Here is a 14,813-nt window from a genome sequence, read left to right as displayed (position 1 = left end):
AAAACTTGCAGCCTCCGCAAGTTGGCTCCTAGCCTCGCTCGCGTGACCAACACCGACCACGCTGCCACCGGGCGTCGGGACCGCAAGAAGCGGCTGACGCGGGCCGCGCTGACCGCCGCCGCGCTGCGGCTGGTCGCCGAACGCGGCTTGGAGCACGTGACGGTGGAGGAGATCAGCGAGGCGGCCGACGTCTCCTCGCGTACCTTCTTCAACTACTTCACCTGCAAGGACGAGGCGCTCACCGACGACCCGGCGCTCGACGGCACCCCGGTCGTGGCGCGTCTGGCCGCCGTCCCTGCGCAGGTGCCGGCGTTGCAGGCGGTCCGGCTCGCCCTCGACGAGGCGATCGACACGATGCAGGCCGACCGGGAGTTGTGGCGGCTGCGGCTGGCGGTCATCGCCCAGAATCCCGCGCTGCTGCCGCGGCTGATAGCCGGCAACATCGCGACCGAGCGGGCCATGGTCACGGTCATCGCCACCCGCCTCGGCGTAGGTCCCGACCACGGCCTCCCGCCGCTGATCATCGCTGTCACCAGTGCCTCCTTCCACACCGCGATGCTGCGCTGGGCCGCCAGCGACGACACCCGCCCCCTGCGCGACTTCGTGGACGAGGCGTTCGCCGCCGTCGCCGCCGGCCTTCCGGATCCGCCACACCCCTCCTGACCCCACCAGTCCCCGCCCCGCCGCATCAGTTCCGGGGCCAGTCACTCCGCTACAAACCCGACAAGGGAGCGTCAATGACCACAACCGCCCCGCCCGCCGACACCGCCGATGTCGGCACGCGCATGTCGCGTCGGGAGGTTCTCCAGGCCCTTTCCGGCCTGATGGTCGGCATGTTCGTGTCCATCCTCGCCTCCACGGTGGTGGCGAACGCGCTGCCGCGGATCATCGCCGATCTGAACGGCAGCCAGACGGTCTACACGTGGATCGTCACCAGCGAACTGCTCGCCATGACGGCGACGGTGCCGCTGTGGGGCAAGATGGCCGACCTGTACAGCAAGAAGCTGCTGATCCAGCTCTCCCTGGGACTGTTCGTGGTGGGTTCACTCATCGCGGGCTTCACGCCGAACGTCGAGGTGCTGCTGCTCAGCCGTGTCGTCCAGGGCGTTGGCGCCGGCGGCATGACGGCGCTGGCCACGATCGTCATGGCGGCGATGATCCCGCCGCGTGAGCTGGGCCGCTACGCCGGCATCTTCGGCGCGGTCTTCGGTGTCGGCACCATCGCCGGTCCGCTGATCGGTGGCCTGCTCGTCGACACGTCTTGGCTGGGCTGGCGGTGGTGCTTCCTGATCGGGGTCCCGTTCAGCATCATCTCCATCGCCCTGCTGCAGCGCACCCTGCACCTGCCGGTCGTCCGCCGCAAGGCCAAGATCGACTGGCTGGGCGCCCTGCTCATCACCTCGGGCGTCTCCACGCTGCTGATCTGGTCGTCCCTGGCCGGGAACAAGTTCGACTGGGCCTCCGGCTGGACGGCCCTGATGGTCATCGGCGGTCTGGTCCTGCTGGCGCTGGCCGTGGCCGTCGAGTCGCGGGCGGCGGAGCCGATCGTCCCGTTGGACATCTTCCGCAACCGCACGGTCTCGCTGGCCACGATCGCCAGCGTGCTGGTCGGTGTGGCGATGTTCGGCGGCACCGTCTTCCTGTCCCAGTACTTCCAGATCTCGCTGGGCAAGTCGCCGACCGTCGCGGGCCTGATGAGCCTTCCGATGATCTTCGGTCTGCTCGTCTCGTCGACGGTGGCCGGCCAACTCATCACGAAGTACGGCCGGTGGAAGGCCTATCTGGTGGCCGGCGCCGCGGTGATGACCGTCGGGATGCTGCTCCTGGGCACCATCGACGCCGACACCAGCGTCGTCGTCCTGTCGATCTACATGGCCGTGCTGGGCATCGGCGTCGGCATGCTCATGCAGAACCTCGTGCTCGCCGCGCAGAACGACGTGCCGGCCCACGAACTCGGCGCCACCACCTCGGCGCTGACGTTCTTCCGCAGCATGGGCGGCGCCATCGGGGTCAGCGCCCTCGGCGCGGTGCTGGCGAGCCGGGTGACCTCGCTGACGGCCGAGCGGCTCGGCCCGGCGGCGACGGCCGGCGGCGGCTCCGCTGAGGTGCCCGACCTGTCCACCCTGCCTGAGCCGGTGCTGCGCATCGTGCAGGACGTGTACGGCATCGCCACCGCCGACCTCTTCCTGGTCGGCGCGCCGTTCGCGCTGCTCGCGCTGATCGTCGTGCTGTTCATCAAGGAGAAGCCGCTGCACACCCTCAGCGGGGACGAACGACGCGCCCAGGAGGAGGCGGCCGCAAAGGCCGCGATTCACTGAGCCGTACGACAGCACAACGGGGGCGGGCCGGTTGGCCCGCCCCCGTTCTGCGCCCACACCGCTGGCCGCCCGGTGACGTGGCCGCGTTTTTCGGTATCGACAAGCTGTGAACCGGTTGCCACGTAACGTGAAGTACAGCCGGCCAACGGCTGACGCCGGACGTGCGCCGGGCCGCCACTGTGGCGGCACCGCTCGGCCAGCTGCCGGGAGTCCGGCGAGATTCCCGACCCGGCCTGATCCGGGTATGCGCGGATTCTGCCCAGTAGGCAGGACGACGTTGCGAGGCTTCGGACAGCTCTGCACCGCCGCCGGCCTACTCAGCCGCAGGAGGTGCGGACCATGCTGTCGGTATTCGATCCTCGGCACACTGTCGCTCCCCCGGGATACAGCCGCTGGCTGATCCCGACCGCGGCACTGGCCGTGCACGTGTGCATTGGCCAGGTCTACGCGACGAGCGTCTACAAGAACTCCCTCATCGCGCACTTCGACACCAGTCAGACGGCGATCGGGGCGATCTTCAGTATCGCCATCGTCATGCTGGGTTCGTCCGCGGCCGTGGGTGGCAGGTGGGTGGAGCGGAACGGACCGCGCCGGGCGATGTTCGTCTCCGCCTGTTTCTGGGCCGTGGGGTTCCTGGTCGGCGCGCTCGGCATCGCGACCCATCAGCTCTGGCTGCTCTACCTCGGATACGGCGTCATCGGCGGCATCGGGCTCGGCATCGGCTACATCTCGCCCGTCTCGACCCTGATCAAGTGGTTCCCGGACCGGCCCGGCCTTGCCACCGGGCTTGCCATCATGGGGTTCGGCGGTGGCGCCCTGGTCGCCGGCCCGCTCGCGCGCCAACTGCTCTCCCTCTACGACTCCGGCTACAACCCGAACAACCCTGCTGCTGTGGCGTCGGGGCATGCCCTGGTGGCACTCTTCGTCACGTTCGGCATCGGCTACTTCGTGATCATGATGTTCGGCCCGTTCAACGTCCGGGTTCCTCCGCCGGACTGGCGGCCCGCCGGGTTCGACCCCGCGACCGTCGCCAGCCGGCCTCTGGTGACGAGGGCGAGCGTGTCCGCGACGAACGCCGTACGTACCCGGTCGTTCTGGCTGCTGTGGATCGTGCTGTTCTGCAACGTCACGGCGGGCATCGGCATCCTGGAGCAGGCCAGCCCGATGATCCAGGACTTCTTCCGGGACAACGGGACCACCGCCATCTCGGTGTCCGCGGCGGCCGGTTTCGTGGGGGTGCTGTCGCTGTTCAACATGGCCGGGCGATTCGTCTGGTCGACGACGTCGGACCTCATCGGCCGCAAGCCCATCTACATGATCTACCTCGGCGTCGGCATGGTGCTGTACGCACTGCTCGCCGTGGCCGGCCACTCCGCGACCGCGGTCTTCGTGCTGATCGCCGCCGCGATTATCTCGTTCTACGGCGGTGGCTTCGCCACCATGCCCGCCTACCTGCGCGACCTGTTCGGCACCTTCCAGGTCGGCGCCATCCACGGCCGGCTGCTGACCGCCTGGTCGGCCGCGGGCGTCGCCGGCCCGTTGATCGTCAACGGGATCCTCGACACGCAGGGCAAGCCCGGCACGCTCACCGCGTCGGCGTACCGGCCCGCGCTGTTCACCATGGTCGGCATCCTCGCCGTCGGGTTCATCGCGAACCTGCTGGTCCGTTCCGTGCCAGCGCGGTTCCATGAACCCGACCGGGGACCAACGTCCCCCGTGGCGCGCGCCAGCGTCACCGAGCCGGTCGCCCTCGGCCCGGAGAGCAGGCCCCCGGTGCCCGAGCACGTCGGTACCCAGACCGGGCGGCTCTGGTTGTCGTGGCTGCTGGTCGCGGCGCTACTCGGATACGGCATCGTCCAGACCGCCATCACCGCCGCGAAGCTGTTCACCGGCTGATGTCGTCCGCACCCGGGCGGGGAGGGTTGTCGAGCTGCGGCCCGCCGGCGGGCCAAGGCGCTCAGGGCTGGTGGAGCGCAGCCGAGCCGTTCTGATCGAGCCGCTCCCGTTGTGGCACGACCGTGTACTTCGGATCGCGTGCCGACGCCCTTCCCGCCTCGAAGACGCCGAACCGGGTGGCGACGGACGATGCCACGAGGGCCGCGCCGGAGATCACCGACAGGGCCCGGTTGCGTCGGCTGAGCAGCGCCGCCGCGGTGCCCACGGCGAGCAGAGTGCGTCCCGCCTTGACCAGCCGGCCGCTGCGTCCGTGCGTGTAGGGCTCGCCGGTCAGTCCCTGCCGCTCCAACTGGCGCCCGCCGCCCAGCTCGATGGCCGCGGCGGCCAGGGCGAGTCGTCGCACGGGGGCGGTCTCCGCGGCCGGTGCCGCGATCAGTGCGACCCCGGACGCGGCGGCGAGCGCGCTGCCGGCGAAGACGAACGGAAGCGACGGGTAGGCGTCGTGCCAGGACGGTACGGCGGTGTCGGCGAGCAGCACCCCGGTGTACGTGGCCAGCGCCGGCGCGGTGGCCGCGGCGGCCAGGCCGGCGACGTTGCCGACGGGCGGTGCGATCCGGCGGGCGAGGCCGAACACACCGTGCTGCGGGAGCAGCGGCGCGAGCTCGGCGACTGCGGCCACACCGGCCAGCGGCCCGAACGCGGCGAGGATCCAGGTGCCGACCGACATCGGTGAGGTCAGCTTGGCCACCCGGAGCATGTGGTGGAACCGGTCCGGGCGCCCAAGGTCGTGGACCAGCAGGTACGTGCTGGCGGCGACGCCGCCGAGGGCCGTCCAGCGGCCGACCTTGCGCAGCCCGGGCCGCCCGGTCAGTTGGGCGCCCGCTCCGATCAGCGCACTTCCGGCGGCGAGGCCGCCGGTGAACAGGTAGCCGGCGATGTCGTGCTTCCACACCGGCGGTTTGAGGACCGGCCGGCCGTAGTAGGAGGTGAAGTCGGCCGGCGGCACCGTGAGCTGCTCGCCGTCGCCGCGCCGCCTGCCGGGCTGGCGCTTCCCGTCGGGCCGGTCGAGGCCGGCCTGGAACTCGCGGAACCGGGCGCCGACCGGCTCGTTCGATGGCGTCGCGTCGGTCATGGCCGCCTGCCCAGGAACGCGACCGCCGTGGCGACCGCCATCGTCATCGCCGCCAGGCCGGCGCGCTTCCACATGGCCGGCAGGTCCCGGGTGGTCACCACCGGATCCGGCGGCAGCCCATACACCTCGGGCTCATCCAGCAACAGGAAAAACGCCCCGTCACCACCAACACCATCGTTCGGATCATGCCCGTACAACCGCGCCTCGGACACTCCCCGCTCGTGCAACGTCTCGACCCGCGCGGCAGCCCGCTCCCGCAACTCATCCAACGCCCCGTACTGGATCGACTCCGTCGGACACGCCTGCGCACACGCCGGAGTCATCCCCGCACCGAGCCGGTCGTAGCACAACGTGCACTTCCACGCCCGACCATCATCCTTACGCTGATCAATCACACCGTAAGGACAGGCCGAAATGCAGTAACCACAGCCGTTACAGATGTCCTCCTGCACCACCACCGTCCCGAACTCCGTCCGGAACAACGAACCCGTCGGACACACATCCAGACACGCCGCATGAGTGCAGTGCTTACACACGTCCGACATCATCAACCAGCGGAAATCCGTACGCTCCTGCACGCCGGTGCCCCGACCCGGCGGCTGCGCACCCGGCATCCCGAGGAACTCCGGCCCGGCGGCCATCCGGGCCGCTGCCGGCGGCGAGCCGGTCGGCAGGCCCGGATCCGTCCCGGTGTCGGTGCTGGTGTGCGCGGCGACCGCCGCCGTTTCCGGGCTGACCGGCGGTCCGTCCGGGTTGTCTTCGAACGCCGGGGTCGCCCAACCGATCGGGCGGGACTGTTCGACGAACGCGACGTGCCGCCACGAGTTCGCGGTCAGCGCCCCGGTGTTGTCGTAGGACATGCCGAGCAGGTCCAGGCCGGAGCCGGGGACGTTGTTCCACTCCTTGCAGGCGACCTCGCAGGCCTTGCAGCCGATGCAGACGCTGGTGTCGGTGAAGAACCCCATCCGCGGCGGGGCGTCCTCGTAGCCGGCGTCGGGCGCCGGGTCGAGCGGTCCGTACAGGCTGTTGGCGTGGGGCATCGGTCAGACCTCCGGGTCGCGGCCGCTGTCGGCGGCGTCGGTCGTGACCTGCGGTGGATAGTGCGGGCTGAGATCCCCCGACCGCCGCCGGTAGTCGACGAGGAGGTCCAGCAGGCCCTGGCCTCTCGGGCGTCGACCGGGCCGAACGTCACAGGTCCCGACCTTGCTCTCCTGGATCAGGACGTTCGGGTCGAGGCTGATGCCGAACAGGTCGTTGGCCGAGTCGCCGGTCACCAGGCCCTCGAAGCCGAAGTGGTACGGCAACCAGACCTGATGGATGATCCGGCCGTCCACCCGTAGCGGGGTGAGCCGGTCGGTCACCAGCACCCGTGCCTCGATGGCCGCGCGGGCGCTGACCAGGTAGGCCCAGCCCAGGTGGTTGAGCCCTCGTTCGACCGCCAGTTCCGGCGACACCTCGACGAACATCTCCGGTTGCAGCTCGGCCAGCGGGCCGACCGTTCGGCTCATCGCGCCGGCGGTGTGGTGTTCGGTGAGCCGGCTGACCGTGAAGATGTACGGGAACACCTCGCTGTACGGCTCCGGTGGGCTCGGGTTGAGCGTGTTGATCGGGTGTGTGTAGACCTTGCGGGTCGGGTTGGCCTGCTGGCGGTAGAGCGGGTTGCGCACCGGTGACTCGACCGGCTCGTAGTGGGTGGGCATCGGCCCGTCGAGCACGCCGGTGGGCGCGTACAGCCAGCCCTTGCCGTCGCCTTGGAGGACGAACGGGTCGTCACCGGCGATCCCGGCCACGCCTGAGGAGTCCGGGGGTGGCCGGTAGGACGGTGGTTTGGTCTTCTCGAAGTCCGGCACGTCGTAGCCGGTCCACTCGGCCTTCTCCTTATCCCACCAGACGTACTTCTTGCGCTCACTCCAGGGTTTGCCGTCCGGGTCGGCGGAGGCGCGGTTGTAGAGGATCCGCCGGTTCGCTGGCCAGGCCCAACCCCACTCCGCGGCGACCCAGTCCTGCTCCGCGCCGGGCTTGCGGCGGGCGGCCTGGTTGACGCCGTCGGCGTAGACGCCGGTGTAGATCCAGCAGCCGCTTGCGGTGGAGCCATCGTCCTTCATCTCGGTGAACGTCGACAGCGGCCGGCCGCTGGCCACCTCGTAGCCGTTGATCTCGTACAGAACCGATTCGGCGCTCGGCTCGGCATTCGGCCCGTGCGTCGGGTAGTGCCAGGTCAGGTCGAGCAGCGCCCGGTCGCGGGGCTGCGTTGACTGTGCCAGGCGTTCCCGGATGATGCGGCCGAGGTGGTAGAAGAACCACAGCTCGGAGCGGGCGTCGCCTGGGGGTTCGACGGCCTTCTCGCGCCATTGCAGCAGCCGTTGGGTCTGGGTGAAGGTGCCCTCCTTCTCCACGTGCGAGGCGGCGGGTAGGAAGAACACCTCTGTACGGCACTCCTCGGGCATGATCTCGCCGGTCTCGATCTCCGGCGCATGCTGCCAGAACGTGGCGCTTTCGATCATGAACAGGTCACGGACCACGAGCCAGTCGAGGTTGGCCATGCCGAGGCGCTGGGCGCGCCCGTGCGCGGAGCCGACGGCCGGGTTCTGCCCGAGCAGGAAGTACCCCTTGATCTTGCCGTCGATCATGTTGAGCACCTGTTGGTAGGTGCCGTGGTCGCCGGTCATCCGGGGCATGTAGCCGTAGCAGTAGTCGTTCTCGGCGGTGGCCGCGTCGCCCCAGTACGCCTTGAGCAGGTTCACCCCGTAGGCGCGGGCGTTACCCCAGTAGCCTTTCTGGCCGGGGTGGCGGATGCTGTCGACCCACTGGTCCAGGCTCGGGTGGTCGGCGTGGTGTGGCATCGGTAGGTAGCCGGGCAGCAGGTTGAACAGGGTCGGGATGTCGGTGGAGCCCTGGATGCTGGCGTGCCCGCGCAGGGCCATGACCCCACCGCCGGGGCGGCCCATGTTGCCGAGCAGCAGTTGGATGATCGCGCCGGTGCGGATGTACTGCACGCCCACGCTGTGCTGCGTCCAGCCCACCGAGTAGATCAGCATTCCGGTGCGTTCCCGGCCGGAGTTCTGCGTCCAGGCTTGGGCCAGTTCCAGGAACTTCTCCTGCGGAATGCCGCAGACGCGTTCCACCATCTCCGGGGTGTACCGGGCATAGTGCCGCTTGAGGATCTGGTAGACGCACCGCGGATGCTGCAACGTCTCGTCCCGCTGGGTCTGCGAGTCGACCGGTGCGCCGTGCGACTCGTGCTCCAGCCCGGCGGCGGTCTCCCGCTGTGTCTCGGTGTCGCGGGTCGGGACGTTCTGCCCGTGCCCCTCGTACCGCCAGCTGGACTGGTCGTAGCTGGCGTTCTCCTCCTTGAAGCCGGAGAAGAGCCCGTGCAGATCCTCGGTGTCGCGGAACTCGTCGGTCACGATCGTGGCGGCGTTGGTGTAGGCGACCACGTACTCGCGGAAGTCGAGTTCGTTGTCCAGGATGTAGCGCACCACCCCACCCAGCAGGGCGATGTCCGTGCCCGCCCGGATCGGCAGGTACGAGTCGGCCAACGCGCTGGTCCGGGTGAACCGCGGATCGACATGGAACACCTTCGCGCCGCGCCGCTTGGCCTCCATCACCCACTGGAAACCCACCGGGTGCGCCTCAGCCATGTTCGAACCCTGGATGACGATCACGTCAGCGTTGGCGATGTCCTGCTGAAAGGCCGTCGCACCGCCACGACCGAAGCTGGTCCCCAGACCGGGGACGGTGGAGGAGTGTCAAATACGCGCCTGGTTCTCGATCTGGAGCGCCCCCATCGCGGTGAACAACTTCTTGATGAGGTAGTTCTCCTCGTTGTCCAGCGTCGCCCCACCCAGACTGGAGATACCCAACGTCCGGTTCAGCGGCCGACCCTGCGCGTCGACGTCCTCCCAGGTCTCCTCCCGGGCCGCCAACACCCGGTCGGCGATCATGTTCATCGCCGTGTCGAGATCGAGGTCCTCCCACTCCGTGCCGTAAGGCCGGCGGTAGCGGACCGTGGTCTGCCGCAATGGGCTGGTCACCAGGCTCTTGCTGGCCGCGCCCTTCGGACAGAGCCGACCCCGCGAGATCGGACTGTCCGGGTCGCCCTCGATCTGACTGACCTGCCCGTCCTTGACGAACACCCGCTGACCGCAACCGACGGCACAGTAGGGACAGACGGACTTGGCCACTGAGTCGGCCGTGTCGGTGCGGGCGGTGAGCGACAGGGAGCCGGCGGACTTGGCCGCGGCACCTCGACCGAGCGGGTCCGTGCCGGTGAGCTGACGGTAGAGCGGCCAGCTTTCGACCCAGCGGCGCACCCTCATCGCTGCACCTTTCCGACGAAAGCGATAAAACATGAACAGACTGACAATAGATGAGTAGCCGTCCGGCCCGCAGCGGATCCCGCAGCAACCGCTCGTACGCCAGGGTGCGGCGACCACCGTGCCGATCGCTCGCGGTCGATCAGGAATGGTGGATCGGGGTTTCCAGGTCGCTGAGCGGGCGACCCGAGCCGCCCCAGGCCTGGGCGACGATCTCGGCGGCGATCGCCACGGCCGTCTCCTCCGGCTTTCGCGCGCCCAGGTCCAGCCCGATGGGCGAGGAGAGCCGGGCCAGCGCGGCCTCGCTCACCCCGGCCTCGCGCAGCCGTCGCAGCCGGTCCACGTGCGTACGCCGGCTGCCCATCGCGCCGATGTAGCGAGCCGGGGTGTGCAGGGCGACCTCAAGCAGCGGTACGTCGAACTTCGGGTCGTGGGTCAGGACGCAGAGCACCGTACGGTCGTCGACGGACGTCGACTCCAGGTACCTGTGCGGCCATTGGACGACGAGGTCGTCGGCGTCCGGGAAGCGCGTACGGGTGGTGAACACCGGGCGGGCGTCGCAGACCGTGACGTGGTAGCCGAGGAACCGGCCGATCCGGGCCATCGCGGCGGCGAAGTCGATCGCCCCAAAGATGATCATGCGGGGTGGGGGCACGTACGACTGCACGAACACGGACACGTCGTCGAGTCGCTCCTCCCCCTGCCGACCCAGGTGCACCGTGCCGGTGGCGCCGAGGGCGAGCATGCCGGCCGCCTGCCGGGCCACCGCGTCGTCCAGGTCGCCCGCGCCGAGGCTGCCCGCGACCCGGTCGGGCCAGATCACCAGTTGCGCGTTCTCCACCGAAGCCGTGGCGACCGGCCGGCCGTCGCGGATCGCGGCGAGCACCTCGTCGGGCTCGGTCAGGGCGACGTCCGGCTGGACCAGGATCTGGATGGTGCCGCCGCAGGTCAGGCCGACGTCGAACGCGTCGTCGTCGCTGACACCGAAGGTCTGGGTGCGGGCCTCGCCGGTCTCGACGGAGGTCAGGCAGAGGTCGTAGACGGCCCCCTCGACGCAGCCGCCGGAGATGCTGCCCAGGACCTCGCCGTGGGCGGAGACGGCCATCGCCGCGCCGGCCTGCCGGGGCGCCGACTGCCAGGTGCGGACGACGGTCGCGACGGCGAACGCGACGCCGTCGGTGCGCCAGCCCGTCAACCCGTCGACGATGTCCCGCATGGCCGCACGATCCGTGAGCCTCGGTGGCACCGTCAACGGCGACCTAAGCAGTTGCTTAGGTCGCCGTTGACTTTGGACCGCGCCGGGATGAGATTTTCCCGGACTGCGGAGGTGCGACATGCAGGTGCCGGCACCGTTTGAGTACGAGCGAGCCACCAGTGTGGACCATGCAATCAGCCTGTTGGAGCGGCTGGGCGGCACGGCGCGCCTGATCGCCGGCGGGCACAGCCTGCTGCCGATGATGAAGCTGCGGCTGGCCAACTTCGACTACCTGATCGACATCAACGATCTGCACGCCGAACTCGGCTACATCGAGACAGGCCCGGACGAGGTACGGATCGGCGCGCTCACCCGGCATCGGGAGCTGCTCGACTCCACCGAGCTGGCCGCGGCGTTCCCCATCTTCGCCGACGCCGAGCGGGTGATCGCCGACCCGGTGGTGCGCAACCGGGGCACGCTGGGCGGCTCGCTCTGCCAGGCCGACCCGTCCGAGGACCTCTCGGCGGTCTGCACGACGCTGGACGCGCGGTGCGTGATCCGTGGTCCGGGCGGTGCGGAGCGCGTCGTGTCCATGGAGGAGTTCCACGTCGGGCCGTACGCGACGGCCGTCGCCGACGGCGAAATCCTGGTCGAGATCCGGCTGCCGGTGCGGCCGGGCTGCGGCAGCGCGTACGAGAAGGTCGAGCGCCGGGCCGGCGACTGGGCCGTGGTGTCGGCCGGCGCGGCGGTGTGGCTCGACGACGGCGCGATCGTGGACGCTCGGGTCGGGCTCGCGGCGGTCGGCCCGAACACGACGGGCATCCCGGAGATCTCCGCGACGCTGCGCGGCCAGGAGCCCTCGGAGAGTCTGTTCGAGCAGGCCGGGGCGATCGCTGCGCGTAGCTGCGACCCGGCGACTGACCAGCGCGGCAGCGCCGACTACAAGCGGCATCTGGCCGCCGAGCTGACCAGGCGGACCCTGCGCCGGGCCGTCGAACGGGCGAGGAGCTGAGCATGCAGGTCACGATGACCGTCAACGACGTCGAGGTCACCCGCGAGATCGAGGCCCGGCTGCTGCTGGTGCACTTCCTGCGGGACGTGCTGGGCCTGACCGGCACGCACTGGGGCTGCGACACCAGCAACTGCGGCACCTGCGTGGTCTGGCTGGACGGCGAGCCGGTGAAGTCGTGCACGGTGCTCGCCGCGATGGCCGGCGGCCACCAGGTGCGCACCGTCGAAGGTCTCGCCAGGGGCGCCGAGCTCGACCCGATCCAGCAGGGCTTCATGCAGTGCCACGGCCTGCAGTGCGGCTTCTGCACGCCGGGGATGATGATGACCGCGCGGGCGCTGCTCGACCGGAACCCGGACCCGAGCGAGACGGAGATCCGCGAGGCGATCTCGGGTCAGATCTGCCGGTGCACGGGTTACGCCACGATCGTCCGCTCGGTCCGGTGGGCCGCCGTGGCCGAGGCGGAGGCCGCAGCCCGGGTCACCGAGACCACCGAATCGACCGAAGCCGGCGAGATCGCCGACGCCGGCCAGCCCGCGGAGGCCGTCGCATGACCACCGTGCACGAGCGCGTGGACACCTTCCACGACAACGACCAGAAGCCCGTCGGGTACGGCCGGATGCTGCGCAAGGAGGATCCGCGGTTCATCCGCGGTCGCGGCCGGTACGTCGACGACGTTCAACTGCCCGGCATGCTGCACCTCGCGATCCTCCGGTCGCCGGTGGCGCACGCCCGGATCATCAGCATCGACACGAGCGCCGCCGAGGCGTCACCCGGGGTCAAGGCGGTGGTGACCGGGGCGATGCTGGCGCAGCAGGGCCTAGCCTGGATGCCGACCCTGTCCAACGACGTACAGGCCGTGCTCGCCACCGACAAGGTGCGCTTCCAGGGCCAGGAGGTCGCGTTCGTCGTCGCCGAGGACCGGTACGCGGCGCGCGACGCGCTGGAGCTGATCGACGTCGAGTACGACATCCTCGACCCGGTGATCGACGCCCGTCGCGCGCTGGAGCCAGGTGCCCCGCTGATCCGCGACGACCTCGCGGACAAAACGAACAACCACTGCTTCGACTGGGAGACCGGCGACGAGGCGGCCACGGAGGCGGTGTTCGCGCGCGCGGACGTCGTGGTGACGCAGGATCTCGTCTATCCCCGGGTGCATCCGGCGCCGATGGAGACGTGTGGGGCGGTCGCCGACTTCGATGCCGTCGACGGCAAGCTGCGGCTCTGGTCGACCACCCAGGCGCCGCACGCGCACCGCACCCTCTACGCCATCGTGGCGGGCATCCCCGAGCACAAGATCCAGGTGATCTCGCCGGACATCGGCGGCGGGTTCGGCAACAAGGTGCCGATCTACCCCGGGTACGTCTGCGCGATCGTCGCCTCGATCGTCACCGGCAAGCCGGTGAAGTGGATGGAGGACCGGTCGGAGAACCTGATCAGCACCGGCTTCGCCCGCGACTACATCATGCGCGGTGAGATCGCGGCGACCCGCGACGGCCGGATCCTCGGCATCCGCACCAACGTGCTGGCCGACCACGGCGCCTTCAACGGCACCGCCGCGCCGGTGAAGTACCCGGCCGGCTTCTTCGGGGTCTTCACCGGCAGCTACGACATCGAGGCCGCCTACTGCAAGATGACGGCGGTCTACACCAACAAGGCGCCCGGCGGCGTGGCGTACGCCTGCTCGTTCCGGATCACCGAGGCCGTCTACCTGGTCGAGCGGATCGTCGACTGCCTCGCCGACGAGCTGGGCATGGACCCGGCCGCGCTGCGGCTGAAGAACTTCATCCAGCCGGAGCAGTTCCCGTACACGACGAAGACCGGCTGGGTGTACGACTCGGGCAACTACGAGCCGACGATGCGGCTAGCGATGGAGATGGCCGGCTACGACGAGTTGCGCCGCGAGCAGGAGGAGAAGCGGGCCCGGGGCGAGCTGATGGGCATCGGCATCGCGTTCTTCACCGAGGCGGTCGGCGCCGGCCCTCGCAAGGACATGGACATTCTCGGGCTGGGCATGGCGGACGGCTGCGAGCTGCGCGTCCACCCGACCGGCAAGGCCGTGGTACGGCTCAGCGTGCAGTCCCAGGGCCAGGGGCACGAGACGACGTTCGCGCAGATCGTCGCCGAGGAGATCGGGATCCCGCCGGCCGACATCGAGGTGCTGCACGGCGACACGGACAACACCCCGTTCGGCCTCGGCACGTACGGCAGCCGTTCGACGCCCGTGTCGGGTGCGGCGGCGGCCCTGGTGGCCCGCAAGGTCCGGGACAAGGCCCGGATCATCGCCTCGGGCATGCTCGAGGTGTCGGTGGCCGACCTGGAGTGGGACAAGGGCGCGTTCCACGTCAAGGGCGACCCGGGCACGTCCGTCACGATCCAGGACATCGCCCTGCGCGCGCACGGCGCGGGTGACCTGCCCGAGGGCATCGAGGGTGGGCTCGAGGCGCAGATCTGCTACAACCCGTCCAACCTGACGTACCCGCACGGCGCGTACATCTGCGTGGTGGACATCGACCCGGGCACCGCGCAGGTGACGGTGCGGCGGTTCATCGCGGTCGACGACTGCGGCACCCGGATCAACCCGATGATCATCGAGGGGCAGGTGCACGGCGGGTTGACCGACGGGGTCGGCATGGCGCTGATGGAGATGATCGCGTTCGACGAGGACGGCAACTGCCTCGGCGCGTCGCTGATGGACTACCTGATCCCGACGTCGCTGGAGGTGCCCGACTGGGAGACCGGCTTCACCGTCACCCCGTCGCCGCACCACCCGATCGGCGCGAAGGGTGTGGGCGAGTCCGCCACGGTGGGTTCGCCGCCAGCCATCGTCAACGCCGTCGTGGACGCCCTGAAGCCCTTCGGCGTACGGCACGCCGACATGCCGCTGACGCCGTCGCGGGTCTGGGACGCGATGCGCGGCCAGGCCCGTCCACCGATCTGAGGGAGG

10 protein-coding genes are annotated in these 14,813 nt (G+C 69.8%); 6 read left to right on the top strand and 4 right to left on the bottom strand.

Features of this window, described 5'->3' with window-relative positions; translation table 11 throughout:
* Positions 1 to 42: 42 nt before the first annotated feature.
* The 3 genes from OG470_RS24540 to OG470_RS24530 all read left to right on the top strand — a co-directional run bounded on the left by OG470_RS24540 (position 43) and on the right by OG470_RS24530 (position 4,214).
* A complete protein-coding gene (locus OG470_RS24540) occupies positions 43 to 663 on the top strand; it encodes an acyl-CoA-like ligand-binding transcription factor (protein WP_328415827.1) in 621 nt (206 codons plus the stop codon).
* 74 nt (positions 664 to 737) lie between these two features.
* Positions 738 to 2,318: an MDR family MFS transporter gene (locus OG470_RS24535; RefSeq protein WP_328415825.1), complete on the top strand. Its 1,581-nt coding sequence runs from the start codon at positions 738 to 740 to the stop codon at positions 2,316 to 2,318.
* Positions 2,319 to 2,657: 339 nt separating this feature from the next.
* Positions 2,658 to 4,214 (top strand): OFA family MFS transporter, encoded by a 1,557-nt coding sequence (locus OG470_RS24530; RefSeq protein WP_328415823.1) that lies wholly within the window; start codon positions 2,658 to 2,660, stop codon positions 4,212 to 4,214.
* Between the two features lie 61 nt (positions 4,215 to 4,275).
* Here OG470_RS24530 and nrfD read toward each other — a convergent pair whose 3' ends face one another.
* The 4 genes from nrfD to OG470_RS24510 form a co-directional block, all read right to left on the bottom strand.
* Complete coding sequence (nrfD, locus tag OG470_RS24525; protein ID WP_328415822.1) at positions 4,276 to 5,346, bottom strand: NrfD/PsrC family molybdoenzyme membrane anchor subunit; 1,071 nt, start codon at positions 5,344 to 5,346, stop codon at positions 4,276 to 4,278.
* The gene (locus tag OG470_RS24520) at positions 5,343 to 6,386 is read right to left on the bottom strand and encodes a 4Fe-4S dicluster domain-containing protein (protein ID WP_328415819.1); all 1,044 of its coding nucleotides are present in this window, start codon (positions 6,384 to 6,386) and stop codon (positions 5,343 to 5,345) included. Before OG470_RS24520 ends, nrfD begins: the two co-directional genes overlap by 4 nt.
* Before the next feature lie 3 nt (positions 6,387 to 6,389).
* On the bottom strand, positions 6,390 to 9,665 hold the full coding sequence (gene fdh, locus OG470_RS24515; RefSeq protein ID WP_328415817.1) for a formate dehydrogenase: 3,276 nt from the start codon (positions 9,663 to 9,665) through the stop codon (positions 6,390 to 6,392).
* 139 nt (positions 9,666 to 9,804) lie between these two features.
* Positions 9,805 to 10,878, bottom strand: a complete 1,074-nt coding sequence (locus OG470_RS24510; protein ID WP_328415816.1) for an XdhC family protein — start codon at positions 10,876 to 10,878, stop codon at positions 9,805 to 9,807.
* Positions 10,879 to 10,996: 118 nt separating this feature from the next.
* Between OG470_RS24510 and OG470_RS24505 the strand changes: the two genes are divergently transcribed.
* The 3 genes from OG470_RS24505 to OG470_RS24495 are packed head-to-tail and all read left to right on the top strand — an operon-like array spanning position 10,997 to position 14,807.
* Positions 10,997 to 11,869: an FAD binding domain-containing protein gene (locus OG470_RS24505; protein ID WP_328415814.1), complete on the top strand. Its 873-nt coding sequence runs from the start codon at positions 10,997 to 10,999 to the stop codon at positions 11,867 to 11,869.
* A 2-nt stretch (positions 11,870 to 11,871) separates the two neighbouring features.
* Positions 11,872 to 12,420: a (2Fe-2S)-binding protein gene (locus OG470_RS24500; protein ID WP_328415812.1), complete on the top strand. Its 549-nt coding sequence runs from the start codon at positions 11,872 to 11,874 to the stop codon at positions 12,418 to 12,420.
* On the top strand, positions 12,417 to 14,807 hold the full coding sequence (locus tag OG470_RS24495) for an aerobic carbon-monoxide dehydrogenase large subunit (protein WP_328415811.1): 2,391 nt from the start codon (positions 12,417 to 12,419) through the stop codon (positions 14,805 to 14,807). Before OG470_RS24500 ends, OG470_RS24495 begins: the two co-directional genes overlap by 4 nt.
* Positions 14,808 to 14,813: the final 6 nt, after the last annotated feature.

It is taken from the genome of Micromonospora sp. NBC_00389, from assembly GCF_036059255.1.
Taxonomy (GTDB): domain Bacteria; phylum Actinomycetota; class Actinomycetes; order Mycobacteriales; family Micromonosporaceae; genus Micromonospora.
The sequence above is the reverse complement of the archived record's forward strand: the minus strand, read 5'-3'. Positions and strand labels throughout refer to the sequence as shown.